Below are 24409 nucleotides of genomic sequence, written 5' to 3'. Positions count from 1 at the left end.
AATAGAGTAGTACAGAGAGCCAAAATTGACAGAGACTATGGGGGAATAGTATGAAAAGCAGAGTACATCCTGAATTTTTACCTGGTTTAGAAGCATTTCAAAATTTTGCATTTAACGTGGATGACTTGCCGGCTATTCGTGAAGGAATGGCACAATTAAACCAGTCTTTAACGAGTACGGAAACAGTAGATATTTTGGATAAAACGATTATAGGTATTGATGACAATGATATACGTATTCGCATATATAAGCCGGTTCAACAAGATACAGAATTACCGGTTTTGCTTTGGATCCATGGTGGCGGATATATTTTAGGTAGTATTGAAGATAATGATCATCTTTGTGTACAAGTTGTTGAAACGTCGAATTGTGTTGTCGTTTCAGTGGATTATCGATTAGCGCCAGAACACCCATATCCTGCTCCATTAGAGGACTGCTATAGTGCGTTAACATGGATTGCAGAACACGCGAAAGAATTACAAGTGGATGCCAATCGAATTGGTGTAGCTGGTGCAAGTGCAGGCGGTGGTTTGACTGCTGGTTTAACGTTACTAGCACGAGATCGAGCTTACCCTTCGATCTGTTTCCAAATGCCATTATACCCAATGATTAATGATGGCAATGATACACCTTCTGCGAATGAAATTAAAGAGGGCATGATTTGGAATCAAAAAACAAATGATTTTGGTTGGACATGTTATTTAGGGGATTTACATGGGAAAGATGATGTGCCGATTTATGCTGCACCTTCACGCGCTGAAGATTACAGTAATTTACCTTATACGTATACATGTGTAGGTCAGTTAGATCCTTTCCGAGATGAAACAATCGCATATGTGACAAAATTAGCGCAGGCAGGCGTTGATGTGGAATTCCATCTATATCCAGGTGCCTACCATGGTTTTGAAATAATAAATCCACAATCAGAATTAGCGCAACAAGTAATACAGGAATATATAAATGCCATTAAAGTTGGTCTTGACCGAGTGAAGGTAGAGACTGAACAAGTGGAAGAAGTTAAATAAAATCATTCACCTGTTCACATAATCATGTTAAAATTGCGTATACAAAAGGCAACATCAGTGTAAAGCTGACAGTTGCCTTTTTTGCTTTTACAGTAGTACTTGGCAAATGTGTATTACCTTTACGTGGGGAAGCTATAATAAGCAACAATATTTCAGAAGATATGGAACGAGGAAAAGAATTGTATCTGCATAGAGAATAGTAATAAGTTGTTTGAAGCCAATACTGTCCTGCGCTTTTTTAATGAAATTTTCATCATGATGATCGCTTCTTCGGACAGCGCAGGAACCGAAAAATTGCTATTTCCATGCAGGAGTGCAGAGATTTATATTATAAATAAGGATGAAATTTTATTGAGGTGGAAAGATGTCAATCAAAGGGCTTAATCATTTTTTATTTTCTGTTTCTGATTTAGAAAATTCTATTGAGTTTTATCAAAATGTATTTGACGCAAAATTATTAGTAAAGGGTAAGAAAACGGCTTACTTCGATGTATATGGAATGTGGTTTGCTCTGAATGTAGAGCGAGGTATACCCCGTAATGAAATACACCAATCCTACACACATATCGCGTTTTCAATTAAAGAAGAAGATTTTAATAAAATGTACGATAAATTAAAGAAATTAAATGTAAATATCTTGTCAAGTCGTCAGAGAGATGAAAGGGATAAAAAGTCCATTTATTTTACGGACCTAGATGGACATAAATTTGAATTTCATACAGGTACATTACAAGATAGATTAGATTACTATAAAGGTGACAAAACACATATGGAGTTTTTCGATTAGGTGGATTTCTTCAATATCTAAAAGCACGTTTGCAGCCCAACTTTGAGCGAACATTATTTAAAAACCAATCTCCTCACACAGAGATTGGTTTTTTTGTTCTGTTGCTAAATTCTTGTGTTGAAGATTCTCACGCTTTACTCCCTGCTTAGGTGTTTATATTTTTTGAAATATAGGAAAATTCAAGCGTTATTTATGCGATACTAGTGAGTTCCATTATGTAAAACAAAGTTTGCTTAATAATCCTAGGTGGATATGCGGAATTTACTTAATTGTAAATTAACAATAAATTGATTATTTTTACCTACTTTTAAAAAAGTAATGATTTTTTAAGAACAACCCAAATGACTATATTCACTTGGGAAATAATAGGTTTAATGGTATAGTTTAAAGTTGTTAGCGTTATTTGGAGTTGTTTTTAGGGAGGGAAAATAAATAGTTTTATAGGAAGTAAAGCAACAAATTATATAACAACTTGATACTATAACGTAATATTACAATATAATTTTTAGGAGAAATTTATGTTTAAAAATATGACGTTTTTTAAGAAAAGTATGATGTCAACTGTTTCGGGAATTGTACTGATAAGTTTATTTCTAATAGGAGTTAGCTATTTCATTCAAGGTAGTCTTTTGAAAGAGCAATTGCGTAGCCAAACAAAAGCTATATCAGAATCTTGGTATGAGCAAATGGACGGTGCAGTAATTGAGGAATTAGCTGAAGATACTGATATTAAAGGTAAAACTCATATGGAATATACAGATATGTTCGATAAAATGAGTGAATATAATCCATCAGTATCACACGGTTACATTTTCGGAACTGAACTAGGTGGGGACAAGGGAAATGAAACCTCTTTAATTGCTTTTGACACAGAATTATGGGAAGCGTTTAGTTCTGAAGGTATGGTTGTCGGTGATATGTACGAACAACCAGGCTTAGTAGTAGACGGTCTAACGAAGTTAAAAGAAACAAAAGAACCTCAATTCACTGAAATTTATAAAGATGATTTTGGTACGTGGTTAACATTTATGTATCCTATCCTTGATAGTAATAATGAATTATTTGCTTATTATGCAATTGATGTAGATGCATCTAGTATCGGTAAAGGTCAAATAGATTTATTAAAAATGTCCCTTATTGTGTTATCGGTACTACTTATTCTAGTCATTGTAGCTCAATACTTTATTGTTAAACAGCAATTAAAACCATTGCAGTACCTATTGGTTGGCATTAATAAAGCTAGTAATGGCGAGTTGAAATCTGACTTACCAGAAAGTAAAGACGAATTAGGAACTGTAAATGCAAGCTTCAACAACATGATCAACTCGTTGATTCATATGGTAAAAGGGGTTAGTAATTCAGCATCTACTTTAAAAACAGGAGCTGAAGAATTAGACAATACATTTAATGCAACTTACGAATCATCTGAAAAGATCACGGATTCAGTAAATAATATGAAGATTACTTTAAGTGGACAGGAAACTTCTATTGAGGAAGCGGCATATTCAATGGAAGACATGTCAAAACAAGTACAGGAAATCGCTTCAAATGTAGCGGATGTATACAAATATTCAGAAGAAGTTATTTCTTATACTGAAAATGGTAAAGTACTAACAGAAAAAGTATCAGACCAAATGGTATCTATTAAAAATGATGTTGAAGAATCAAATAGAACGATCGAAAATTTAGTACAACTGTCAGATGAAATTGGAACAATTCTAACAGTTATTAATTCAATTTCAAGCAATACGAACTTACTTGCATTAAACGCAAGTATAGAAGCAGCAAGAGCGGGAGAGCATGGAAAAGGATTTGCAGTAGTCGCTCAAGAGGTTAAAAAGCTTTCTGAACAATCCGCACAGTCGACAGAAGATATTCGTGAATTAGTCAATAGAGTACGCGCTTCTGTAAAAGAAGCCGAAACAGTTATGTCTGGTATTCAGAATGAAGTTTCAACAGGCAGATTATTAACACAAGAAACAAGTGAAATGTTTAATAAAATTCTTAACTTTAATACGGATATCTCAGCAAAATTACAAAATGTATCAAGTTCGTCAGAAGAAATATCAGCAGGCGTAGAGGAAACAACAGCTATGATTGTAACCTTGTCATCTAGTGCTAAAGAAATTTTAGGTGGCTATGAGGCTATTGTTGAAAACGTAGAAAATCAACAAGCAACTCTGGGGACAATCGGTAATATGTCAAAACAATTAACAGACACTTCTGAGCAGTTAGAGGAAGAAGTTAGCAAATTTAATAAATAATAAACGTACAGGGGGATTATCAAAAGCATCCCCTTGTATTAATACATAATTACATACACAACAGTCATAGGAGTTTTATTATGAATACAATTTTAAAAGAGTTTAATGGAGTAGTAGCTCGCTTCGGTGAGTGCGTAGCGATTAAAGAAGGTAAGAAAACAATTACATATAACGAGCTAAATGAAGAATCAAATAAAATTGCTAACTATCTAAAGGAAAAAGGTTTGCAAAAGGGTGAGTTTGTTAGTATCTATTTAAAGCGTAGTATGGAAACAGTCATTTCAATTTTAGGTATTATTAAAGCTGGCGGTGTGTATGTGCCACTTGACCCTACGCACCCAGTAGAACGAAATAAATACATTATTAATGACACGAAATCCACTAATGTAATTACAAGTGAGAGTCTTTTAGACAATATTACAGATTTAGTAGCTGGAAATACCAATGTCTTATTAATGGAGAACCTAAAAACTTTAGAAAAGGTAGACATCGAATTTACTGACGATGCTATTGATGATTTAGCATATGTTATTTACACTTCAGGTACTACTGGAAACCCTAAAGGCACGTTAATTCGCCAACGTGGGGTAATCAATCTTATGGAATATATGTTAAAAGATTGGTGCATTACAAATGAAGATATTATTATGCAATTTGCTACATACAGCTTCGACGCTTCAATTTTAGATACGTTTGCATCTCTATATAGCGGGGCAACATTATACTTAATTGATGATTCTGAACGTATGTCGGAGGAAGGTTTCCTATCAGTAATTCAACGGGAGGGCATTTCAATTATTCCTGCGATTCCAACCGTATTTTTCAACCGCATCGTAAACTATGTAAACGAGCGAAAATTAAACACATTTAAAAACGTAAAAATTGTAGGGGTTGCAGGAGAGTTATTAACAGGTGATTTAGCACGTAAATTCAAATCTAGCATCGGTGAGGAAATTCGTTTCTTCAATCTATATGGACCAACAGAAACGACAGCTATTGTTACATGTTATGAAGTACCAAACAATTTAGACGAGTCTGTATTCAGTGTTCCGATTGGTAATGATTTGCCAGGGACGAAGCTTTATGTAGTAAATGAAGAAGGTAATATTTGTGCTACTGATGAAGTAGGGGAGTTATGGATTGCTTCGGAAGGTATTTCTTTAGGCTACCTGAACAATAAAGAAAAAACAGATTCAGAATTTATCAAGAATCCTTTTGATGAAAATATCCATGGCGGTATGCTTTATAAATCAGGAGATTTAGTAAAACGTTTAGCAGATGGAAATATTGAATTTGTATCACGTAAAGACACGCAAGTAAAAATCCGTGGGCATCGTATTGAAATTGCCGAGATTGAAACGCGTATGAACGAGATAGCTGAAGTGAATGATGCAGTAGTAGTGGTTGAGGTCATTGACGGTGAAAAGACTTTAAAAGGATTCTTCACTGCTGATGTTGAATTACCATTCCATCATATCGTCGAGAATTTAAAAGAAACATTACCTAGCTATATGATTCCAACAAAGCTTAAACAGATTGAAGATATTCCTTTTGCACCTACTGGTAAGGCAGACCGCAAAAAATTAGAACAATTAGAAGCGGATCAAGTAGTCATGCATAAATCTGATATTATTGTAGCACCTCGTAATGAAGTAGAAGCAGATATACTTGAAGCATGGAAAGCTGTTTTAGGATTAGAGGACATCGGGGTAACGGACGATTTATTCGACATTGGGGGTCACTCTTTAAAAATCATCGCTATTTTATCTAAGTTGAAGGTAACGTACAGTACGTTATCAATTAAGGATTTCTTTGAATTGAAGACAATAGAAAATCTAGCTGAAAAAGTAAAGGCGGATTCTAAGCTAGCGGTACAAGAGTTTAAAAAGGAATTTACGCAGCTTACAGAATTCCCTAAAATGCATGTCAATGAGGTATTACCTACCGTTGAAACTGTACTTGTAACTGGCGCTACTGGTTTCCTAGGTAGTCACATTGCGAATAAACTAGTAGAAGAAGGTAAAAGAGTAGTATTGGTAGTACGTGGTGACAATGCAAACCAACGTGTAAACGATACAGTTCAATACTTCTTCAATAAAGAAGTGTCGTCACAGATTGAAGTCGTTAACGGTAACTTAACTGAAAAATACTTAGGGTTAAAAGAAGAAGAATTTAACGAGTTAGCTCTAAGCATTGATGCAATTATTCATAGTGCTGCTGATGTGCGCCATTTTGGTGATAGAGAACACTTTGAAAAAATCAATGTACAAGGTACGCAAAACATCTTTGAATTAGTAGAAGTGAACCCTAAAATCGTATTCCACCATATCTCAACTGTTGGGGTAGTAGAAGATTTATTGGCAGAAGGTAAATGGAGTTTACTTGAAGGTACTACAGAAATGCCAGACGGCTTATCTGTAGAAAGTGTATACACGGATACAAAAATGATTGCTGAAAAGTGGGTACTAGATAAAGTAAAAGAAGGCAAACAAGTCTTTGTTTACCGCATGGGTAATTTAGTGGGGCGTTATTGTGATGGTAAATTCCAAAGTAATATTGATGCTAACGCATTTTATCGTATGTTAAAGCTCATGATCCTTGGTAATAAAGCACCGAATGTTTTATGGAAAGTAGATTTCACACCAATTGATTTTGCTAGTGAGGTAGTAGTAAAGTCTGTACTGAAAACGGATAACCCACAACGTGTGTATCATGTGAGTCATCCTAACCCTATTACTTTTGAAAAACTAATTGCAGAGTTAAACGAGCTAGGTTTTGATATTACATTGGTAGAACGAGATGCTTATAACTCATACATCCTAAGTGAAGGGGTAAGCGAAGAAGTGAAGAACTTAGCGGTTGCACAGTTAGATGGTGATGGCGCTAACGATTCTAATGCAGTATATGATAGTACTAATACAATGAAAGTGCTAGAACTTGCTAACATTCCTGCACTTGATACAGAGTACATTGGTAAATTAATTAACCATGCGATTTCAGTTGGTTTTATTAAAGAAGCAGTCATGGCATAACAAGAAGTAAGGGGCTGTCCAAAAAGTATTTACTTTTAGGACAGTGTTCCACTTATGTGTTAATCATCCGCTGTGGCGGTGCTTCTGCGGTGGTAAGAATAAATTCTCACCATCGTCGGTGCAAAGGGCTTGTCCAGAAATTAATTTTCGGACAAGCCCTTTTTTATTAAGGGGAAAAGTGTAAATGGAGATATACATTATTGAAGATTGGAAAAGTAAAATTAATTTTAATGAACCTAAAGAAAATTGGGCTACAAATATTATTGAACGTATGTTTGACAGGATTCAAATCAAAAAAGATGCACGGGGTAAACCTTACATTGTAAATGAAGATAAATTTATAAATTGGGGGCATACAGATCGTTTTTTGGTAATTGCTTTTAGCGAAATAGGGCATATTGGAATAGATGTAGAGGCTAATAATATACCTTATGACGAGTCATTATACGGTTGGATATTACATGAACAAGAAAAAGATAAATTGAACAGGGGTACTTTATTTTCTGAAATTTGGACGAGGAAAGAAGCTATTTTAAAATTTACAGGTGAGGGTATTAACGATAATATGTCTGACTTAAATAGCTATGCCAATGAATACAATGTCATTTCCTTCTCATTTAACGACCTTTCTATTAGTGTGTGTAGTGAGTATAGGTCGGTGAATTTGAAATTGTATACGAGTGTAGTTTTATAAAAAAAATTGACCGGTTAAACGCTATTGTTAGTGGAATAATTATAAAAAATATACCTGTATCTATGATTACTTGTTAATCTAGGATACAGGTTTTGTATTTTAGTTATAATTGTATGAACAATTTTTTACGAAATATTATTAAAAATTAATGAAATATTAAATGCTGATTAGAAGAAAATCTTCGTTAAAATAAATATTTTTTGGAAATTGAACCTATTATGATTCGACAATCGTCTAATAGCCGAATTTGAACTAGGTTGAAAGGGGGGAGTAGATTGGACAGAGAAGAAAAAGATTTTATATTAGAAAAAATGATGATTGAATATGGTAACGAGTTGGTACGATTGGCATTTTCATATGTGAAAGATACGGAGACTGCTAAGGATATGGTACAAAATACATTTATCAAATGCTATAAAAATCTTGAATCGTTTCGATATGACGCACAAATAAAAACATGGCTCTATCGTATAACAATTAACGAATGTAAAGATTATTTAAAAAGTTGGAATTACAAAATGGTACAGGTAAAAGGTTTTCTAAATGAAACAGCAAAGTCAATATTACCATCAACAGAAAAAACCGTTATCGATAAATACAAAAAAGAAGAACTAAAAGATGCTCTATTTTCTCTTCCAAAAGTGTATAGGGAGGTGGTTTATCTATACTACTATGATTCATTATCGACAGAAGAAATTGCCCACGTTTTAGATATTCCATTTAATACAGTGAAAACTAGATTAAGAAGAGCAAAACAAAGGTTAGAGTCGGTGATAAAGGAGGCAGAATTTAATGGAAGATAAACGATTAAGAGATAAATTTTATAATACGTCGGACCAAGAACTACAATTTACGAAAGAAGATCGTCATAAAGTATTTGAACAACTTCGTGAACTAGATGCGAATCCTCAATTAAAAAAGAAATCTATTGTTTCTTTTAAAAAGTTTGCTCCCCTTATAGTTTCTTTATTGGCAGTAGGCTTGTGTATGTTTTTGTATCTTCCATCGATACTTCCTGGAAACTTTAATGAAGAATCTAACACAACTGTTGTAAATGACCCAGTAGTTAAGGAAGCTGGATACTACACCACTTTAATCACGGTGAAGTCGAAGGAGATGGATGATCGAATTTATTTAAATCTTTTACTTACTTATAGTAAAGATAAAAAGATAATGAAAGTTGCATCGCTCCCTAATGCCTCGTATGTGCCGGTAGCGGATAACGATGATGGGACTACTGTATACGATAAATTATTATTTGCTTATAATTTTGGTGGTGCAGAAAATGTAAGAACAACCGTTTCAAGATTCTTAGATTTACCAATTGATTATTATGCCGTTATCGATTTAGAAACTTTTTCAACGCTAATTGATTCGGTGAATGGGATCGATTATGATTTGCCGGAAGATATGCGAGTAAGAGCGGTATCACAAGTGGCCTTTGACTTCGAAAAAGGACAGCATCGTTTGAATGGCGAGGAAGTTGTGGCCTTAATGATGGCTGCTACAGTGAAAGAGGGAGTCGGCTTAGATGAAGAAGACCTATTAAATCTAATGAATGCTGTTATGAATAAAACAAAGAGCCAAATTCCACCAACACAATTAAAAGAACTGTTTACTCAAATAGAAGCAAATGTGTCGCTAGATTCGTTGATTGATAATCAATTAAAATTTAATTCTATAAAATCGGTTTCTTTAAGTGATGGAATGATAGCAGATCACATACCATTAAGCAGTACAACAGGTAAATTTATCTATCGGTTTGAGGAAGATTTTTTAAATTCTGTGTCAAAGGAGTTAACTACATTTAAATAAATAGGAAATGATAATTTACGGATTGTATATAATAAAAATCACCTCTTTAATAGTATTTGAGGTGATTTTTTAGGTTATGGATTTGTGAACGATACATAGTATATTACAATCCATTATGAAAGCAATGAAACCCAAAAAATGGCTCCGACAGAATATCGGAACCATCTAATTCAGTTCAATTCTCTTTATTTTTGTTCAGAAAGCATTTCAAAAACTTGTTCAACGTCTTTATCACCGCGTCCCGATAAGTTGACGATCAGGATGTCTTCTTTCGATAATGTCGGTGCTAATTTCAACGCATGTGCAATGGCATGTGCGCTCTCAAGTGCTGGAATGATCCCTTCGCTTTGAGAAAGTTCTTGGAAAGCGGCGAGTGTTTCAGCACCTGTTACCGTTACGTATTCAGCGCGGTCGCTTACTTTTAAATGGGAATGTTCAGGACCAACCCCAGGATAATCTAAACCTGCTGCAATGGAATACGTTGGCTGAGGTTTCCCTTCTTCATCTAAAAGCGTTAAACATTTAAAGCCATGAATGACTGCCGGAACACCTTGTGTTAATGAAGGGGCTTCCGCTGGCTCTACGCCTATTAAACGGACAGATTGTTCATCAATATAATGGGCAAACGCACCAATGGCATTACTTCCGCCACCTACACATGCAATCACAGCTGTTGGCAACTTGCCTTCCTTTTCGAGAATTTGGCGTTTTGATTCTTCACTGATGATGGCTTGGAAATGCTTCACCATCGTTGGGAATGGATGTGGTCCCACTACTGAACCCATTAAATAAAACGTATTTTCATAGTTTTCTACTAAATCGTTTAAGGCCTCATCAACGGCATCTTTTAAACGACCTTGCCCTTTGTTGACCGCTACTACTTTTGCCCCTAATAACTCCATACGGAATACGTTTAAGGCTTGTCTTTCTGTATCTAATTTCCCCATGTAAATCGTACAAGGGATGCCGAATAATGCACATGCAGTCGCAGTTGCAACGCCGTGTTGGCCCGCCCCTGTCTCTGCAATAATACGAGTAGCCCCCATACGTTTTGCGAGTAAAATTTGTCCAATTACATTATTGATTTTATGAGCACCTGTATGATTCAGATCCTCCCGTTTTAAATAAATTTTTGCGCCACCTAATTTGTCTGTTAAATTGCTGGCATACGTCAGTGGATTTTCTCGACCTACAAATTCTTTCAGGTAATGCTTGTATTCCGCAATAAATTCCTCGTCTTCTTTATAACGATTAAACTGCTCCGCTAAGTCATTTAATACATTTTGTAATGCTGGAGGCACGAAACTACCACCAAACTCCCCGAAAAACCCTTCTTGCAACTCTACTTTTTGTTCTAAACTCATACTAATCTAGTCTCCTTTTCAACTGAACGATATATTGTAATTGTATTACATGAATGGAACTAATATGTTATGAAAATTAGAAATAGTTAGAATTTAATTTTACGTATCATTATGTTTTTATTGTGGAAAAGGATGGGGAGTGAAGGCTATTCATAATTTGGACAAAAAATAGGGAGGAGATACCACCTATCGTGTTTAAGTAACCTCTTATCGACGAATTAATATTGTTTGGATTTTGATATGGTAAAGTTATGTTATTAGGGGGATATTTGGGTGAAAATTCACTTGGTAATTAATCAAGCGCTTCAAGAAACTGAAATTCATATTCATGCAAAAGAGTACAATGATCAAATTGAACAATTGATGAAGCAATTACAATCGACACAGGTTTCAAAGATGATTTATGGTTATTTAAATCAAGAAATCCATATGCTCAAGATTGATGAAATTTATTCAATATATGCAGAGGGCCCAAAAGTCTATTTACAAACAGATGAGCAGGAGTTTGAGGCGAAAAGGAAATTGTATGAGCTTGAAATACAATTTGCAAAGGATTTTGTTCGGGTGAATAAATCGACACTTATTAATCTAAATAAAATTGCTTCAATTCAATTAGCGACGATTGGGACTACTCAAGTTCTTTTAGATAATGGGGTTTCTGTACACATAAGTAGGAAATATTTAAAAGAACTAAAAACGCAACTAGGAATTGGAAGGGGGTACTAACATGCGATTTCTTCGTACTCTAATCATTAGTATACTCATTTCGCTAAGCTGCTCTTATATCATTATGTCATCGGTCGTTTTTACGTCAAATGAAGTAATGAATGGGCAGGAATTATTAAAGGAAGTCATTATTGCGATAGGATTGGGAATAGCGATTAGCATTATTTCACAAATTTTTGAAGTTGAACGAATACCATTTTTAGGGCAGTTGTTGCTACATATTTTAGGGATTTTAGTCTGTGTATTCACGGCAGGCTATTTAGGGGATTGGTATGATGTATCGAATGTGTCGACAATTATAATTGTGTTGGTCTCTACTTTTGTCATTTATTGTGGTACGTGGTGGATTATGAAAAACATAATGAAAAAAGATGTAGATGAATTGAATAAAACAATTAAAAAGAGACGTGGTGAACTGAAATGAAAAATATTATACAAGTGAAAAATTTGCAGAAGACGTATGGTCAACATAAAGCTGTAAAAGGTATTTCTTTTACTGTTGACGAAGGTACGCTCTTTGCTTTTTTAGGGACAAATGGTGCGGGTAAATCTACTACAATTGAAATTCTATGTACATTATTAGAAAAAACAAGTGGTTCAGTTTGTATTAATGGCTATGATGTAGATGAAAATAATCAGGCGAATATTCGAAAGTCTATTGGTGTTGTTTTTCAACAAAGCTTGTTAGATGATAAATTAACTGTTCATGAAAATATATTACATCGGGGAAAAATGTATGGTTTATCGAAAATTCAACTACAGCAAAACTATCAATTTGTTTCGACCTATTTACAGTTAGATGACATTGAGCAGAGAAAATATAGTGCACTATCAGGTGGTCAAAAGAGACGAGCGGATATTGCAAGAGCATTAATTCATCGCCCACAAATATTGTTTTTAGATGAGCCAACTACTGGGTTAGACCCTCAAACGCGTCAATTTGTTTGGCAGGCCATTAAAAAATTGCAGCAGGAGACAAATATGACGGTATTTTTAACAACGCATTATATGGAGGAAGCAGCCGTTGCAAATCAGATTGTTATTATAAAAAATGGAGAAATTGTTGCTGAAGGGACTCCTGATGCATTAAAAACGAAATATGCCTATGACCAGCTAGAAGTTGTTTTTCAAAGTATAGCAGAAGGTGAAAAATGGCTACAACAAAATGGATTAACCTTTACTGTGCGAAATGGTGTTTATTCGATTCGAGTTACTTCTACCATGCATGCTTTAGCATTATTAAAGCAAATGGAATCATTGATTACATCATTTGAGGTGATTAAAGGCACAATGGACGACGTGTTTATCTCCATTCAGCGTCCAAACGCTGTATGAAGATAAAGCCCCTGGCGGATGTCACATATTATGCATGAAGGAGATGCGGTTTAATGGAAGCATTAATTAGTTTAGTAGCTCGGAATAATAAAATGTTTCGAAGAGATAAAACACAAGTATTCTTTTCATTATTATCTATCATCATTGTAATTGCCTTATACGGTATCTTTCTACAAAAGATGCAAGTTGATGCAATTGAACAGGTGACAAAAGCTACTCCAGAAACAATAACAATGGTAAATGAATGGTTAGTTGCGGGTCTATTATCAATGATTGCGGTGACAACGACACTTGGCGCATTTGGCATAGCGATACAGGATCTTGAATCTAAATCAGCAGCCGATTTTTTAACGGCACCTATTTCTAGAGCAAAAATTCAACTTAGCTATGTATTAAATGCTTTTTTCATCGGATTTATCTTTTCATTCATTGCTTTTATAGCATGCGAAATTTTTATTGTTGCAACAGGTGGTCAGCTATTAAATATTACAGAAATGGTGAAAGTGATAGGGATATTAATTTTATCGGTCTTATTGGCAAGTACATTGAATATGTTTCTCGTATTATTTGTTCACTCACAAAATGCATATTCTACATTAACTACAATCGTTGGAACAGTAATAGGATTTCTCTGTGGTGTGTATGTTCCTTTTGGGGTATTGCCTGGATTTGCACAAAACCTGATTATGTATTTTCCAATCAGTCATACGACCGTTCTTTTACGCGAGGCATTTATGCAAAACTCAATTCAAACGGTTTTTGCTGGGGCTTCAAATGAACAGATAGAGGCTTATAAAATAAACTATGGCATCGTGTATAAAATGAATGGCAATTTACTAGCCTCTACTACAAGCTTGCTTATTATAGTAGGAACAACAATTGTATTTGCAGCGTTATCCATACTTATATTTAAAAAGAGAAATAAATAGAAATGACTATATATACAAAATAAGGCTGCTCGGCGATGGGTGGTCTTATTTTGTATGTAACAAGTTATCCAAATAATGAGGGGAACTGGAAGAATAAGATGTTTCAAATTGATTGCTTTTACATAGATAATAAAGTTTACAAAAAGTACTCCCGTATCAATAAATAATGACTCCCATCTGCAATGTTTTTCAATATCTAAAATAAGTGAACCTTTTCCGAGAGTCATTTGTTTATAAAGTATAACGTGAAGAAAGGGGTGCCTCGAATTGACCGAAAGAGAATTATTCGATGCATACAACAAAGATGTATACCGCACCTGCTATTACATGCTGCGGAACAAACAAGATGCAGAGGATATTTGCCATGACGTGTTTGTCACAATTTTTCGCCAAGATTGGAAAGATGTTGAGCATACACGGGCATGGATTATGCGCATCGCGATGAATCATTGCTTAAATTTACTAAAAAGGAATCAAACCCAACGTGAAAAGCAGGAGCAGATTCAATGGTCCCATGAACAAACTACGGCCTCGGTTAAGTCGATAGACACTATCCTATTGGAAAAAACAGTTGCGGCGGAATGGGAGGAACTGTTGAAGCAGCTTCCTGATAAGTTGATGGCAGTTGTTACCCTCCGCTATATTGGCGAGCTGTCGATGGTGGAAATTGCTGAAATCTTAAAAATACCTGTGGGCACAGTGAAGTCGAGGCTTCATAAGGCATTGAAAATTTTGCGCAAAAAGCTTGAATCCAATAACAACTCATGGTTGAAGGGGGAGAATCAATTTGGAACGCTTTGAAAAGAAGATTAAAAATGAAATGAAGAACTCGGATAATTTATCTTATCCAGATTTTGATCAAATGTGGAACGATATTCAGCAGGACGAATTGAAAACGAATGGAGGCAAACCAGTTGTAATTGTTCCTCGAAGACGAAAACGATTTGCTTTAGTAGCGGGTTTAACCGTTGCATTATTGGCAACACCTGTTTATGGAGCACTAACTTATGACTGGTCCAACATTCTTTCCTATAGAGAAGGTATTCAGACCGCATTAGAACAAGGATTTGGACAAACAATTGAGCAATCCATTACAAAGAACGATGTTACGCTAACCGTGCATACGGCGTATATAGATGATAATCGAACGTTTTTATTGTATAGTCTAAAACCTAACGCGTCATGGAGTGGAAAAGATATTAATTTTGAACAAGTTGGATTGAAAGATCAAAATGGCAAATTAATCGAAGGGAATTATGGGCACCAGTGGAACAATGAACTTGGTGTGTTCCAAGGATATTTTGAAACGGACTGGATAGTAAAAGGACAGGCTGCCAATGTTGAGTTTGTTATGGAAAATATTCAATTTATCGGTGTTGCGAACAAGCCAATTGATTACAATCCTAACAATTCTGATACACAAGTTTTCCAAATTCAGCAGGATGGAATTGACAGTGTGACAGTGCAAGCTTTTGAGCAACCTGGAGAAAAAACACTACTTCGATCATCTGTTACGTTTACAGATACTAAAATGGCAAGTGAAAGCTGGGCCCGTATTGAAGTAATTGATGACATGAATCAACCGATTAAAAAAGCTGAAACTTCGACTTTTGGAACCCCTGGAGCAACAGGACAATACTTAAGCCAGCAAGTATTTAAAACGGACAGCTTACGTGCAGAGAATACTAAATTTCAGTTAACTTATAATCATACACTAGAAACTACTAACGGTATTTGGAACTTAAATTTAAATTTAGAAAAGAAACAACTGAAAAATGCATCATTTAAGGAAGTATTAAATATTCCACTGGTCGATGACCCGATGGAAAGAAAAATTCGCGAGATGACGGTAACACCAACTCAAGTTCGTCTCATCATTGAAGGTAGAGGTAAATATTACACTTTCCCTTACACAGATTATCAACTGGATATAGGGGGAACTCTGTTAACTGGGTATATGCCAGGTAAAAGGCTGGGTCCTAACGAGATGGAACTACACTTTGAAATTACTGGGATTGATGCGATGTCCTTAGCGAAGCAACCTATGACGTTTATCGCTAAGCACCGTATTAATGAAGCTGAAGGAGACAACAATCCGATACGTTTGACGGATATATCAGCGGAACCTCAAAGCTTAACAACACACATTGCGGGATATCCGATTTCATGGACTTATTATATGAAGGATAATAACCTCTATGTGGAATCTTTAAGTTCAGACACAATATTCGGTGGAGTTGTTCAAACTTATTATCTGGACGGAAAAGAGCGGCATTATGGAATGCCTGCTATTCAGGGGATATTTGGCAGTGAGAATAATAAAAGAATGGACGTGTATGAGAATTTCGACAAGACCGAGCTCGACATTTTCATTTCGAATTATGGAACCCATGATCACGATGATATACTACGAGTTCCGCTTAAGGCTGGAAAATAATATGGCTTCGCGATGCAGTTTGGAACTAGGTGGTGTTCACTCTATTGCTACATGAAGATAATGTAATGGCGAAGTATGAAAAAGTGGATGTTACCCTTTATGGGAAATCATAGATCGTACCAACTACTGCTATTTTCAATTTACGGATATATATTTTTCGTAAGGACACCTTATAAGTAGGAGGTGTGATGAATGGTAATTAGGATTTTTTTATTCCTACTATTTATGGGCTTTAGTTTTTCAACAGTTGCCTCTGCTGCAGTTCCACTTAAAGCCGCTTTTATAAGGGATCATCAGCTTTGGATGAAAGAGGGCAATAAAGAAACGCAACTTACAAAAGGTACGTATGTTTCCAATCCGCAGTGGTCAAAAGATGGTCAATTTATTGCGTATACAGCAGGTGACAAAAATGGCGAGAACACCAATTTGTTTATTTATGATGTAAAGAAAAAGGAAAGCTATTTGCCCTATATTTCAATTGAAACAAGTAATTATAAATGGTCTCCAACATCCAATCAACTAGCTTACACTTCAGGTGGTGTCCTAAACGTTACACAAACAAAAAATGGGCGACCACAAGGTTTTGAAAATGTATCTCTGGGTGTTAGTGATTTTGAATGGTTCCCAAATGGAAAAGAGTTTATTGTTTCATCGCAATCCAATTTGCTTCCTACTGGTTGGGAACCTGTTCGTCTTTTTAAAGTGCCCGTAGATGCTAATCTTGATACAAATAAGATAAAGCCTTTTTATACTGTTCAAACAAATACAACTGACTTATTTGCGATTGATGCAGAATATTTTAAATGGAGTCCTGATGGTAGTTGGGTTAGCTTTTTATTAATTCCTACTGCGTCTTGGTCTGCTGATAGTAATACGCTATCTGTACTTTCATCAGCAGGAGACAACTTTCAAGTAATAGGGAAAATGCTTGAGAGGGGAAATTGGATCAAGTGGGCTCCTACGAAAAATCAATTAGCATTCATATCGGGTGAAGGAAGATTTTACGTCGAAAACAAAAATACAGCTGTTGCCGATATTCCTACATTAAATAAACCTAAAGAATACACACCAAAAGGATATGTTGACCTTGACTTGGAATGGCTTTCTGCGAATGAAATAATTGTTGCTCGGGCAAAAGAAAACAAAAAGTGGAACGAGGGCCCAGTACCTACGATGTTTACAGCGCTATACGTGATAAATATTCATACAGGTGAACAAAAGCAGCTGACCTTTCCGGAGAACAATCAACTAGACAATTCTCCTCAAGTGGTTGGTTCAACGATTACTTGGTTTCGAACATCTGAAAAAGAAAACAAGGGAGATGTATGGATTAAAGATAGAATGGATGGTCTAGAACAACGATGGTTAAAAAATGTAGATGCTGCACCAACTTTTTTTGATACAAATTAATTAATACATCTAAGTATTCTATTTAAAAAGGAGCTGTAATTACAGTTCCTTTTTTTATGCAGTTAAAGATGTCGGTATAGATTAACATGCAATACCTTAATATGGTGATATTTATAATTAAAGATTGTCCGGGCCTCTTTTCGCAACGTTGAATAGTTGGATTAAAAACATGCATTAATGAATCCAATTCGATATAGTTAACTTGAATACAAAAAGGAAGGAAGATGTAAATGGACGTAAAATACCCAATTGGTCAATTGCTAGTGCCTGAACATGTAACGCTTAAAAATGTTCAAGAATGGTTAAAACAAACCAAGACTTATACACAGCGCTTACGTGAAACGGTAGATGGTTTAAGTGAAGATGATTTAAACAAAACGTATCGGGATGGTAGCTGGAATGTGCGTCAGTTGGTGCATCATATTGCTGATTCACAGCTCAATATGTACCAACGCTTAAAGCTGGCGTTAACAGATAATAATCCAACTGTACCAGCTTTTGATGAAGAACAGTGGGCGATTCAACCAGATACAAAACTTCCAGTAGAAAGCTCGATAAAAATGCTAGAGGGCATTAACGAACGCATTGTTGAATTGGGAGAGCATTTAACAGAAGAGCAATTAAATCGTGTGTTCACGCATCAAGTGAACGGTGAAATTAAAGTCGTAACAAAGGTAGCCAAACTCGCGTGGCATGAGGAACACCACTTGGCGCATATTAAATACGCATTAGCTAAATAACATTTGGTAACGAAGCAGCGCAAACAGCCTGTTTCGTTTTTTTACTTTTAAGGAAATTACTGTATTATTGGAGGGGGATTACTTTTATTAAAATTTGAGAATTCATGAGGTGAACAAAATGCAATTGTTTGTGCGACAGATGAATGAAGCGATGGCTACTGATATTTTGGGTTGGCAATACGATAAGCCGTACGATTTTTACAATAATGAACAAACAGAGGATGCGATGAAAGAAATGCTCGACGGTTCATATTATGCGATTGTTGAAGGCAGCGATGCGTTAATTGGCTTCTTTTGTATTGGAGCCAATGCTAAAGTCCCTGCAGGTAATCAGTATGGTGTGTACGCTGAAGATTTAGTAGATATGGGGGTTGGTATGAATCCGACCCTAGTAGGTAAAGGGAATGGTTTTGAATTTTGTACGCATGTTATTCAATTTATTCGACAGCAACCTAATAACCCTACAATCCGATTAACGGTAGCAACGTTTAATGAAAGAGCTATTCATTTATATAAAAAGCTAGGTTTTGTTGCAGAAAAAAACTTCAGCACGGGTGGTACGGAGTTTATGACGATGGTTAAAAAAGATTGATTATTTTAGTTTGTCACATACAATCTAAAAACAAATAGACTGGGGTAAAAAGGGAAGATGTTAGACCAAGATATAATTGGTCTAACATTTTTTTGCTTTACGAGTGGGAATTCAATCTGATTAGGCGTAATATTAATATTTTTTCACCATTATTCAAAAAAAGAGTTGTGTCCTAGCCTCTTTATTCTATGAATTTGTAGGGTTAATCGTAGAATGCATAAAGAGAATTTATCACTCGAGCTCGCCTTATTTACTATAGAACTAGTAAAAATATTTAAATATTCACTTGGAACAAATAAGATTAAAAAAGAGTGTATAATAGAAAACGTATTTAATAGAATAGCGATAAAATAAAAACTCCTAAAGTTATAGAAATCTAGTATTGGGGTTAAATCTAAAATCGAGGTGAGAATATGAGTGAGTTTCATTACTGGCAACAGCTTTCCCAACCTTCTCGCCTTGCACATAGTTTAGAAAATAGCGAGAACGGGAAGTTAAAAGGTTACATAAAGTGGGTAACGATTATTTTAGGGTTTACCCTTGCATATTTTATTGTACGTGATATTTGGGGTATGAACACAACGGAACTGACGTATTTGCTCGTAAATGGCGACTATGACCAGTACCGTTTTGCGCGGCTTATATCATTAATAGGCGCTATTTTGACAGGGTTACTATATTTCCTATTCTATTATTATTTTATTCCAGGCATTTTATATGCTTTTACGAGTAATATTCCATATCATTGGATTCAAAAGGTACAGCTTTATGTGATTCCTATTATTATTGTTGAAAAGCTTATTACGGTTATTATTTTTGCAGCGGTTGGTTTTGCGACGCCGTTTACATTTTTCTCAGTTGCTCCAATGGTATCGTATGTATATTATCAGGATTATTTGCTTTATTTTCTTAATCAGATCACTGTTGCGTCCGTTGTAACTGTATGGATTCAATATACATTTTTAGCACAATGGGAAAATCGCAAAAAAGTACTACTTATTAAACTAATTCTTCTTCAAGTTATAATAGCAGCAATTGTGGCCCTTATTAGCATTCTACCAATGGCTACATGGATCGAAGGGTGGCTAGGTAAGTAATGTATGTGTCGAAAAAAGTGAAAATCACAGGCGCAATTATTGCGATATTAGTATTAGTGAATGCTTATCTACTATTGAGAGAGAACGACATTATTTTAAAGAAATACTATATTAATGATGCACACTTTGCAGTAACGAAAGATCATGAGAAAATTCTCTCAACAGACGCTATTGTAACTTCAAGCAATGAGCAATTTATCGCAGCACCTGTTCAAGCGGTTGATGAGGTACTCGTAACGGAAGGACAAACGGTAGATGTGCTTGGCGAATTGGTGCTCTTCAAGTTAGAAGAAACGGAAAAAGAAATTGCTCGACTAGAATCGGACCTTGCTGCCTATGAAACCGAGTTAGAAGAGTTAAAAAGTGTTGTTTCGCAGCTAGAAATAGTTAGTACAGAGACGGATTCAACTTCTGCAATCGATTCGAATACGACGCGTGTTGAAGACATCTTGAATCTTACTTTATCGATTGAATTAGGGATTGAACAAGGTACACCAACAGTCGAGGGTATTGCGATTATTCAACGTGCTATAGCTGAAACAGAGCGACAAATGGAATTATTGTCTAGTCGTATTACCCAATTGAGTGAAAATAATATGTTAACGTCTCCTGTTGACGGTATCGTGAAGGAGATTGTGTTAGAAGGAGATTCGATTATCTTCAATATACAATCTACTGATAAGAAGCTAGTTACTTATGTAACACCAAAGCAATGGCAAGAAGTCGAAATCGATCAAATGGCTAAAATAACATTATTCAAAGGGCAAGATAATGAATTAACGATAGATGGAAGTGTAATTGAAAAGCAACAAATTCCAGCTCTTGAGTCCATTGTCTTTCAAGAAATGAAAAAGCACGAAAAAATAAATGTTAACGAAACGGTATATGAGGTAAGTATCCAATTAAGTGAGGATATATCCGATACGCCTATAGGGACATTAGCTAACGCAGATATATCAGTTAACGAAGAACCACATAGCTTGGGTGTAGATAACGAATGGCTTGTTCAAATCGAAAATGAGGATGACGACAAAGCGCAGTATATTTATATGCTTGATGGAAATGGTAATACATTGCTACAGCCTGTTGAAAAATACTTTGTCTATAAATCAAGGTTAAATCAACATGAGGCACTAACGATGGATTCGAAGGGTAGCGAGGAACTTGAAGAAACGGAACAACCTACAACACCACGCATTCAGACAGTAAATTTAAAGGCTGAATCAAAGCCAAAAGTGGTAAAAGAAGAACTGATAGATGTAGCGGTTATTTCAGGACCGGATGAATTGTATCCGATTTTTTTAGATGGAACAACCCGCAACCTATCCGCACCAACATTTTTACCATATCCACTTCAATCATTTGAATTAAGTCATATTGAAAGTGATTGGCGATTAATTTTAAAATATTGGTTGAAATAAACATGAAAAAGGCAAAGAGCTGAGGGGGCTCTTTGCCTTTTTGGTGTATTGGCAAGTAGTGAAATTAAATAAATTCCAATAATTTCCGATAATGAAGAAAAGGCTAGCTCTATTAAGAAAGGAATTTAAAGGGGGACAACCATGACAATTTCTGTATTTGGCGAAAAGAAGGCAAATGAACGCTATGTAAAAAGAGATGCTGTCTATTCCGTAGTATTTGATAAGAAAAAAGAAAGAATTGCGATTGTTATCGTGAATTCCGAGCATTGTTTTCTTCCGGGCGGTGGTATCGAATATGGAGAGGACCATGTCAGGTGTCTACAAAGAGAAGCACGTGAGGAGATTGGAATGAATGTTGAAGTGCTACATTACTTAGGGTGTGCGCAGCAGTATTTTTATTCAGTTAATGATGCGAAACATTATTTGAATGAAGGACATTTTTATTTATGCGAGAAAGATAAAGATATTAGCGGACCTTTGGAGGAAGATCATTCCCTAATTTGGCTAGATCCCATGCAAGCAATGACAAAACTAGTTCATGGACATTAAGTTTGGGCAATAAAAAAATCATTACGATATATTTTATGAGGTCGGAAATTAAATGAAAAAAACATTAGCCTGCTTACATGCACATCATTCCAATATTGCCTATATCGAAAATGCTCTTTCCTCATATGACGTGGAGCTCATGCATTTTGTTGACCCAGCATTAATGCATCAAGTTACTACAAATAGAGCATTCACAGTTGAAGACGCTAAACATAAGGTGAATGAGCAATTAGAATGGATTGCTAACTGTCGTGTCGATGCGATTTTAATTACGTGTACGAATTATATTGCTATTTTACAAGAACATATGGTATCTATCCCAATTATGAAAATCGATGAACCGTACTTTGAATGCATCTGTAATATCCAAAGACCACAAGTTATGCTATTTACAAACCCTGCAACAGTAAAGGGTACGTTGGCACGTCTTCATCAATATGCGCACGATCATCAAAAAAATATTGATGTAGAAGTAAAAGTCATTGAAAATACGTTTGACTTAATCATGGAGGGCCACAAGTCACAATATGATGAGGCAATTTATGAATATATAAATACGATGAATAAAGAAGAAATGATCATTTCAGTAGCCCAGTTATCGATGGTAAATGCGTCGAAAAAAGTAGGCGTGGGGATTATAAACCCATTAGATTCGTTAATAGATGCTATTGTAAGTGAACTATATTTAATGAAAAAGGAGCTAAATACATGATTATTATGATAAACGGCGCTTTTGGTGTTGGGAAAACAACTACTGCACAGGCACTGCACGAAAAATTGGCGAACAGTATGATTTATGACCCTGAAATGGTTGGGGGAATGCTGAGACATGTTCTCCCAAATGATATTAAGCGTGCAGAAGCAACGACGGGAGACTTTCAGGATTTTATACTATGGAAAGAGCTAACAGTAGAGATGGCAAAGCGTTTAGTTGAGCACTATCAGCTGCATTTAATTGTACCCATGACCATCCGAAAGCCAGAGTATTTTGAGTATATTTATAACGGCCTCAAAAGCATAGACGAACAAACCTATCATTTTTGTTTAACAGCCAGTAAGGAAACAATTCATAAAAGACTTAAGGAGCGTGGGGAGCAGGAGGGCAATTGGTGCTTCCATCAAACTGATAAATGTTTAGAGGCCTATGAGAAAAATAACTTTGGCCCAGAGATTGATACAGAGAATGTAAGTGTGGAGACAATTATTAATTTCATATTGAATGAAATCCAGCAGTTGAACACGCCTCAAATAAAATAGTTTTTATCAAAGTGAGAAAGGACAAACAAATGGATTATAAAATTTGGAACGGTGCTTCAGCCATTATTATAAAAGAAAACAAAGTACTTATGGTGCGTGGAAAGGATACAAACAGCTGGGGTGTTCCCTCTGGTGGCGTTGAACAAGGTGAGAGCGCCTGGCAAGCGTGTATTCGTGAAATTTGGGAGGAAACCGGCTATAAGGCTCGAATCATTCAACCGTTGCATATAAAAAAGACGATTATCGAGAACTATAAAGTTACGACGCAATATTTTCTGTGTGAAATTATTGACGGTGAAATCACCTATCACGATCCTGATCAAACAATTGTAGAAATTGCATGGAAGGGTTATGATGAAATTGCTCAAATTCAGCATGATTACAATGAAGATCAAAAGGTAATTATGCAATTACTAGTGAATGAATTATAATTTTAAAAACCTAGCGCGGTTATTATAAATCTATTAATTAAATTGGTTATTGTGAGCTACTAATTTTAAATTTTTGCGGAAAATGAACATCTGTACAAGCTGAAACCGAATTACAATTTAATAACCAACCAGATAAAGCGGATGTAATTTACAATTCATGAAGGCATCTCTAGTTTTTTTATTAATCGTATATTCTTATAGTAGAAACTCAGGATATTTAAATGTTTCAGTTATGATATTAAGCTAGCTAAAAACTTTTTTGAAAAAGTTGTTGACGGTTCAGTGAATAGTATTGTAATATATTAAGAGTCGCTAAGACGTACTTGAAACAACATAATCAACTACTGAAATTGCTTAAAAAACTTTTGTGAAAAAGTTATTGACAACGGAGTTTGAAAGTGTTAAATTAGAGAAGTCGCTAAAACGACATCGAAACAACATGAACCTTGAAAACTGAACAAGCAACGTTAATGAATACAGCTTCTTGAATGAAGCAAAAATGAA

Annotated in this window: 23 protein-coding genes; 22 read left to right on the top strand and 1 reads right to left on the bottom strand. The window is 35.4% G+C overall.

What is annotated here, in order from left to right; genetic code table 11:
- Positions 1-50: 50 nt before the first annotated feature.
- The 7 genes from LZ480_RS18815 to LZ480_RS18785 all read left to right on the top strand — a co-directional run bounded on the left by LZ480_RS18815 (position 51) and on the right by LZ480_RS18785 (position 9617).
- Entirely contained in the window at positions 51-1025 is a 975-nt protein-coding gene (locus LZ480_RS18815) for an alpha/beta hydrolase (protein WP_241371086.1), read from the top strand.
- A 364-nt stretch (positions 1026-1389) separates the two neighbouring features.
- Complete coding sequence (fosM, locus tag LZ480_RS18810) at positions 1390-1812, top strand: FosM family fosfomycin resistance protein (protein WP_241371085.1); 423 nt, start codon at positions 1390-1392, stop codon at positions 1810-1812.
- A 518-nt stretch (positions 1813-2330) separates the two neighbouring features.
- Positions 2331-4076 (top strand): methyl-accepting chemotaxis protein, encoded by a 1746-nt coding sequence (locus tag LZ480_RS18805; RefSeq protein WP_241371084.1) that lies wholly within the window; start codon positions 2331-2333, stop codon positions 4074-4076.
- Between the two features lie 80 nt (positions 4077-4156).
- On the top strand, positions 4157-7108 hold the full coding sequence (locus LZ480_RS18800; protein ID WP_241371083.1) for an amino acid adenylation domain-containing protein: 2952 nt from the start codon (positions 4157-4159) through the stop codon (positions 7106-7108).
- A gap of 184 nt (positions 7109-7292) precedes the next feature.
- The gene (locus tag LZ480_RS18795) at positions 7293-7802 is read left to right on the top strand and encodes a 4'-phosphopantetheinyl transferase family protein (protein WP_241371082.1); all 510 of its coding nucleotides are present in this window, start codon (positions 7293-7295) and stop codon (positions 7800-7802) included.
- Between the two features lie 275 nt (positions 7803-8077).
- Positions 8078-8605 (top strand): sigma-70 family RNA polymerase sigma factor, encoded by a 528-nt coding sequence (locus LZ480_RS18790; RefSeq protein WP_241371081.1) that lies wholly within the window; start codon positions 8078-8080, stop codon positions 8603-8605.
- Positions 8595-9617, top strand: a complete 1023-nt coding sequence (locus LZ480_RS18785) for an LCP family protein (RefSeq protein ID WP_241371080.1) — start codon at positions 8595-8597, stop codon at positions 9615-9617. The genes LZ480_RS18790 and LZ480_RS18785 overlap by 11 nt, the downstream gene beginning before the upstream one ends.
- A 185-nt stretch (positions 9618-9802) precedes the next feature.
- Here the strand turns inward: LZ480_RS18785 and trpB are convergent, their stop codons facing one another.
- Positions 9803-10981, bottom strand: coding sequence for a tryptophan synthase subunit beta (trpB, locus tag LZ480_RS18780; RefSeq protein ID WP_241371079.1), 1179 nt, complete (start codon positions 10979-10981; stop codon positions 9803-9805).
- Between the two features lie 273 nt (positions 10982-11254).
- On the opposite strand from trpB, the gene LZ480_RS18775 reads away from it, so the two are divergent.
- The 15 genes from LZ480_RS18775 to LZ480_RS18705 all read left to right on the top strand — a co-directional run bounded on the left by LZ480_RS18775 (position 11255) and on the right by LZ480_RS18705 (position 23905).
- Positions 11255-11707 carry a LytTR family DNA-binding domain-containing protein gene (locus LZ480_RS18775; RefSeq protein ID WP_241371078.1) on the top strand — a complete coding sequence of 151 codons (453 nt, stop codon included), beginning with the start codon at positions 11255-11257 and terminating at the stop codon, positions 11705-11707.
- A gap of 1 nt (position 11708) precedes the next feature.
- On the top strand, positions 11709-12131 hold the full coding sequence (locus LZ480_RS18770; RefSeq protein ID WP_241371077.1) for a DUF3021 domain-containing protein: 423 nt from the start codon (positions 11709-11711) through the stop codon (positions 12129-12131).
- Positions 12128-13042, top strand: a complete 915-nt coding sequence (locus LZ480_RS18765; protein WP_241371076.1) for an ABC transporter ATP-binding protein — start codon at positions 12128-12130, stop codon at positions 13040-13042. Before LZ480_RS18770 ends, LZ480_RS18765 begins: the two co-directional genes overlap by 4 nt.
- 53 nt (positions 13043-13095) lie before the next feature.
- Entirely contained in the window at positions 13096-13971 is an 876-nt protein-coding gene (locus LZ480_RS18760) for an ABC transporter permease (RefSeq protein ID WP_241371075.1), read from the top strand.
- Positions 13972-14238: 267 nt separating this feature from the next.
- Positions 14239-14772: an RNA polymerase sigma factor gene (locus LZ480_RS18755; protein WP_241371074.1), complete on the top strand. Its 534-nt coding sequence runs from the start codon at positions 14239-14241 to the stop codon at positions 14770-14772.
- Positions 14759-16408 carry a DUF4179 domain-containing protein gene (locus LZ480_RS18750; RefSeq protein WP_241371073.1) on the top strand — a complete coding sequence of 550 codons (1650 nt, stop codon included), beginning with the start codon at positions 14759-14761 and terminating at the stop codon, positions 16406-16408. Before LZ480_RS18755 ends, LZ480_RS18750 begins: the two co-directional genes overlap by 14 nt.
- Positions 16409-16600: 192 nt before the next feature.
- The gene (locus LZ480_RS18745) at positions 16601-17818 is read left to right on the top strand and encodes a translocation protein TolB (RefSeq protein WP_241371072.1); all 1218 of its coding nucleotides are present in this window, start codon (positions 16601-16603) and stop codon (positions 17816-17818) included.
- A gap of 230 nt (positions 17819-18048) precedes the next feature.
- Positions 18049-18558, top strand: coding sequence for a YfiT family bacillithiol transferase (locus LZ480_RS18740; protein ID WP_241371071.1), 510 nt, complete (start codon positions 18049-18051; stop codon positions 18556-18558).
- Between the two features lie 118 nt (positions 18559-18676).
- Positions 18677-19150 (top strand): GNAT family N-acetyltransferase, encoded by a 474-nt coding sequence (locus LZ480_RS18735; RefSeq protein ID WP_241371070.1) that lies wholly within the window; start codon positions 18677-18679, stop codon positions 19148-19150.
- Positions 19151-19563: 413 nt separating this feature from the next.
- The gene (locus LZ480_RS18730; RefSeq protein WP_241371069.1) at positions 19564-20247 is read left to right on the top strand and encodes an amino acid transporter; all 684 of its coding nucleotides are present in this window, start codon (positions 19564-19566) and stop codon (positions 20245-20247) included.
- The gene (locus tag LZ480_RS18725; protein ID WP_241371068.1) at positions 20247-21668 is read left to right on the top strand and encodes an HlyD family secretion protein; all 1422 of its coding nucleotides are present in this window, start codon (positions 20247-20249) and stop codon (positions 21666-21668) included. The genes LZ480_RS18730 and LZ480_RS18725 overlap by 1 nt, the downstream gene beginning before the upstream one ends.
- A 141-nt stretch (positions 21669-21809) precedes the next feature.
- Positions 21810-22217 (top strand): NUDIX domain-containing protein, encoded by a 408-nt coding sequence (locus tag LZ480_RS18720; RefSeq protein WP_241371067.1) that lies wholly within the window; start codon positions 21810-21812, stop codon positions 22215-22217.
- Between the two features lie 52 nt (positions 22218-22269).
- Entirely contained in the window at positions 22270-22929 is a 660-nt protein-coding gene (locus LZ480_RS18715) for a hypothetical protein (RefSeq protein WP_241371066.1), read from the top strand.
- Positions 22926-23474: an AAA family ATPase gene (locus tag LZ480_RS18710; protein WP_241371065.1), complete on the top strand. Its 549-nt coding sequence runs from the start codon at positions 22926-22928 to the stop codon at positions 23472-23474. The genes LZ480_RS18715 and LZ480_RS18710 overlap by 4 nt, the downstream gene beginning before the upstream one ends.
- Positions 23475-23503: 29 nt before the next feature.
- Positions 23504-23905, top strand: a complete 402-nt coding sequence (locus LZ480_RS18705) for an NUDIX hydrolase (protein ID WP_241371064.1) — start codon at positions 23504-23506, stop codon at positions 23903-23905.
- Positions 23906-24409 lie beyond the last annotated feature (504 nt).

It is taken from the genome of Solibacillus palustris, assembly GCF_022549215.1.
Taxonomy (GTDB): domain Bacteria; phylum Bacillota; class Bacilli; order Bacillales_A; family Planococcaceae; genus Solibacillus; species Solibacillus daqui.
The sequence above is the reverse complement of the archived record's forward strand: the minus strand, read 5'-3'. Positions and strand labels throughout refer to the sequence as shown.

Bases quoted from the DNA above. Each gene is read 5' to 3' on its own strand.
- LZ480_RS18815 (WP_241371086.1), top strand. From the start codon at position 51: ATGAAAAGCAGAGTACATCCTGAATTTTTACCTGGTTTAGAAGCATTT.
- fosM (WP_241371085.1), top strand. From the start codon at position 1,390: ATGTCAATCAAAGGGCTTAATCATTTTTTATTTTCTGTTTCTGATTTA.
- LZ480_RS18805 (WP_241371084.1), top strand. From the start codon at position 2,331: ATGTTTAAAAATATGACGTTTTTTAAGAAAAGTATGATGTCAACTGTT.
- LZ480_RS18800 (WP_241371083.1), top strand. From the start codon at position 4,157: ATGAATACAATTTTAAAAGAGTTTAATGGAGTAGTAGCTCGCTTCGGT.
- LZ480_RS18795 (WP_241371082.1), top strand. From the start codon at position 7,293: ATGGAGATATACATTATTGAAGATTGGAAAAGTAAAATTAATTTTAAT.
- LZ480_RS18785 (WP_241371080.1), top strand. From the start codon at position 8,595: ATGGAAGATAAACGATTAAGAGATAAATTTTATAATACGTCGGACCAA.
- trpB (WP_241371079.1), bottom strand. From the start codon at position 10,981: ATGAGTTTAGAACAAAAAGTAGAGTTGCAAGAAGGGTTTTTCGGGGAG.
- LZ480_RS18770 (WP_241371077.1), top strand. From the start codon at position 11,709: ATGCGATTTCTTCGTACTCTAATCATTAGTATACTCATTTCGCTAAGC.
- LZ480_RS18765 (WP_241371076.1), top strand. From the start codon at position 12,128: ATGAAAAATATTATACAAGTGAAAAATTTGCAGAAGACGTATGGTCAA.
- LZ480_RS18760 (WP_241371075.1), top strand. From the start codon at position 13,096: ATGGAAGCATTAATTAGTTTAGTAGCTCGGAATAATAAAATGTTTCGA.
- LZ480_RS18745 (WP_241371072.1), top strand. From the start codon at position 16,601: ATGGTAATTAGGATTTTTTTATTCCTACTATTTATGGGCTTTAGTTTT.
- LZ480_RS18740 (WP_241371071.1), top strand. From the start codon at position 18,049: ATGGACGTAAAATACCCAATTGGTCAATTGCTAGTGCCTGAACATGTA.
- LZ480_RS18735 (WP_241371070.1), top strand. From the start codon at position 18,677: ATGCAATTGTTTGTGCGACAGATGAATGAAGCGATGGCTACTGATATT.
- LZ480_RS18730 (WP_241371069.1), top strand. From the start codon at position 19,564: ATGAGTGAGTTTCATTACTGGCAACAGCTTTCCCAACCTTCTCGCCTT.
- LZ480_RS18725 (WP_241371068.1), top strand. From the start codon at position 20,247: ATGTATGTGTCGAAAAAAGTGAAAATCACAGGCGCAATTATTGCGATA.
- LZ480_RS18720 (WP_241371067.1), top strand. From the start codon at position 21,810: ATGACAATTTCTGTATTTGGCGAAAAGAAGGCAAATGAACGCTATGTA.
- LZ480_RS18715 (WP_241371066.1), top strand. From the start codon at position 22,270: ATGAAAAAAACATTAGCCTGCTTACATGCACATCATTCCAATATTGCC.
- LZ480_RS18710 (WP_241371065.1), top strand. From the start codon at position 22,926: ATGATTATTATGATAAACGGCGCTTTTGGTGTTGGGAAAACAACTACT.
- LZ480_RS18705 (WP_241371064.1), top strand. From the start codon at position 23,504: ATGGATTATAAAATTTGGAACGGTGCTTCAGCCATTATTATAAAAGAA.